This is a genomic window from Polaromonas sp. P1_G2 (genome assembly GCF_056405515.1).
Genome location: NZ_JBFUBY010000405.1, coordinates 1 through 2,633 on the forward strand (window position 1 = coordinate 1; position 2,633 = coordinate 2,633).

A 2,633-nucleotide genomic window follows, 5' to 3' on the forward strand; every position below is an offset into this window, starting at 1 on the left:
GGCCGTTAGAGACCATGGCGCCCGGCTCGCCAATGCCCAGCGTGCCGATGAGGCCGCATTTGCGCCCCAGCCGGCCCAGGGCCTGCGCCAGCCACCAGGCTGTCGAGGTTTTGCCGTTGGTGCCGGTGACGGCGGAAATCCGCAATTGCCGGCTCGGTTCCTTGAAATAGACGGCGGCGATGGGGCCGGTCGCAGCCTTGAGGCCGGCGTATTCGGCGACTTTGCCGTCCTCAAAAGCATAGGCGGCCGCGCCTTCCTGTTCGACCAGGCAGGCCGTGGCGCCCGCATCCAGGGCGCCGCCCACAAACTTGCGCCCATCGGTCGCGGCGCCGGGCCAGGCGATAAAGCCATCGCCCGGGGCCAGCCTGCGGCTATCCGTGCGCAGGCTGCCGCTCACGCGTTCGCGCAACCAGCCGGCCGCTTGTTCAGGGGTATGGAGCTGCGTGCTCAAAACGACTCCTCCACGGCCTGGGTGGTGATCTGCGGTTTGACGCTCATGTCGGGCTGCACGCCCATCATGCGCAGCGTCTGCTGCACGACCTCGCTGAAAACAGGCGCGGCGGCCACGCCGCCGAAGTAGTTGCCGTCGCCGGGCTCGTCGATCATCACGCCGACGATGATGCGCGGAGCCTCGATGGGCGCCATGCCCGTAAACCAGGCGCGGTATTTGTTGGTGGCGTACCCTTTTCCGACCTGCTTGTGCGCCGTGCCGGACTTGCCGCCCACCGAATAGCCCACGGTTTGCGCCAGCGGGCCCGTACCGCCGGGAGCGGCGGCCATCTGCAGCATGCGGCGGACGGCATGCGCGTTCTCCGCGGAAAAAACCTTGACGCCCACGGCAGGTTCGCTGCTTTTGAGCATGGTGACGGGAATGATCTGGCCGTCGTGCGCGAAGGCGGTGTAGGAGTGCGCCATCTGGAACAGCGAGGCCGACAGCCCGTAGCCATAGGCCATCGTCGCCTGCTCGACGGGGCGCCAGGTTTTCCAGGGCCGCACACGCCCCGTGACGGCGCCGGGAAACTGTATCTGCGGTTTTTGCCCGTAGCCCAGCGCCATGTAGGTGTCCCACATTTCCTGCGCGCTCATCTTTTGCGCGATCTTCAGCGCGCCGACGTTGCTGGACTTCTGGATCACGCCTTCCACCGTCAGCGTGCCGTAGTTGTGGGTGTCGCTGATGGTAAAGCCGCCGATGCTGTAGCGGCCGGGCCCGGTTTCAATGATGGTCTGCGGCTTGATGCGCCCGGCTTCGAGCGCCATGGCGACCGTGATCGGTTTCATCGTGGAGCCGGGCTCGAAGGTATCGGTGAGGGCGCGGTTGCGCAACTGCTCGCCGGTCAGGTTTTTCCGCCTGTCGGGCACGTAGCTGGGATAGTTCGCCAGCGCCAGCACCTCGCCGGTGGTGGAATCCAGCACGACGACGCTGCCGGCCTTGGCCTTGCGCGCGATGACCGCGTCGCGCAGCTTCTGGTAGGCGAAAAACTGCACCTTGCTGTCTATGCTCAGCTGGATGTCCTTGCCTTCGACGGGCGGCATCTGCTCGCCGACATCCTCGACGACACGGCCCAGGCGGTCCTTGATAACGCGGCGCGAACCGGCCTTGCCCGCCAGGTCCTTGTTGAAGGCCAGCTCAATGCCCTCCTGGCCGCGGTCCTCGACGTTGGTGAAGCCGACCACGTGGGCCACGGTTTCGCCTTCGGGGTATTGGCGCTTGTATTCCTTGCGCTGGTAAATACCCTTGATGCCCATGGCGTGGATTCTTTTCGCCACCGGCTCGTCGACCTGGCGCTTGAGCCAGACAAAAGTCTTGTCCTCGTCACCCAGTTTCTTGCTGAGCTCGGCCAGCGGCATTTCCAGCAGCAAGGCCAGTTCGGCCAGTTGTGGCTTGCTGGCTTCGACGTCTTCGGGAATGGCCCAGATGCTGGAGGCCGGCACGCTGGACGCGAGGATCAGGCCGTTGCGGTCCAGGATGCGGCCGCGGTTGGCGGGCAGCTCAAGCGTGCGGGCAAAGCGCACCTCGCCCTGGCGCTGGAAAAATTCATTGCCGAAAATCTGGATATAGGCCGCCCGGCCGGCCAGCCCCGCAAAGGCCAGCGCGATGCCGGCCACGATGAATTTGCTGCGCCAGACAGGTGTCTTGCTAGCCAGCAGGGGGCTGGACGAATAAAGAACGCTGCGGCTCATGGCCTGGCGCCTTCAGCCGCGGAAGCCGGTGCGGCCGGGGCGTCCTTGTGAGTCACGTACTGCGTGATGGCGGGCGTCACCGTACGCATCTGCAGCTTTTCCTTGGCCAGCTTCTCGACCTTCAGGGGCGTGGCCTGCGCGCGCTTTTCCACCTGCAGGCGCTCGTTGTCCATTTCGATTTTGCGCGCCTCGGCCGTCGCCTTCTCAAGCTCGACATAGAGGCGGCGCGACTCGTACTGGGTGCGCACGAGGTAAAGCGCGCTGGCCAGCACAGCAAGAAGCAGCACGAGGTTCAAGCGCGCCATGACTGAGCTCCGGCATTCATGCGGCCACCTCTGTGCGTTCGGCAACGCGCATCACGGCGCTGCGCGAGCGCGGATTGCCGTCGACTTCCTCTTCGCTGGGTTTGGTGCGGCCGAGAGCCTTGAGCTGCATGGCCTTGGGTTCGGCAA

General features: G+C 65.3%; 3 protein-coding genes and 1 pseudogene. All 4 read right to left on the minus strand.

Translation table 11 applies throughout. From position 1 onward, the window contains the following. The coding region (locus AC1D0P_RS24285; RefSeq protein WP_477679078.1) for a Mur ligase domain-containing protein at nucleotides 1–451 on the minus strand (451 nt) is incomplete at its 3' end. Continuing rightward, on the minus strand, nucleotides 448–2,181 hold the full coding sequence (locus AC1D0P_RS24290; RefSeq protein ID WP_477652976.1) for a peptidoglycan D,D-transpeptidase FtsI family protein: 1,734 nt from the start codon (nucleotides 2,179–2,181) through the stop codon (nucleotides 448–450). The genes AC1D0P_RS24290 and AC1D0P_RS24285, both read right to left, overlap by 4 nt. Further along, nucleotides 2,178–2,486 (minus strand): cell division protein FtsL, encoded by a 309-nt coding sequence (gene ftsL / locus AC1D0P_RS24295; protein ID WP_477652975.1) that lies wholly within the window; start codon nucleotides 2,484–2,486, stop codon nucleotides 2,178–2,180. The genes AC1D0P_RS24290 and ftsL overlap by 4 nt, the downstream gene beginning before the upstream one ends. Before the next feature lie 16 nt (nucleotides 2,487–2,502). Next, nucleotides 2,503–2,633: pseudogene (locus tag AC1D0P_RS24300) on the minus strand (16S rRNA (cytosine(1402)-N(4))-methyltransferase RsmH); the annotation flags it as partial.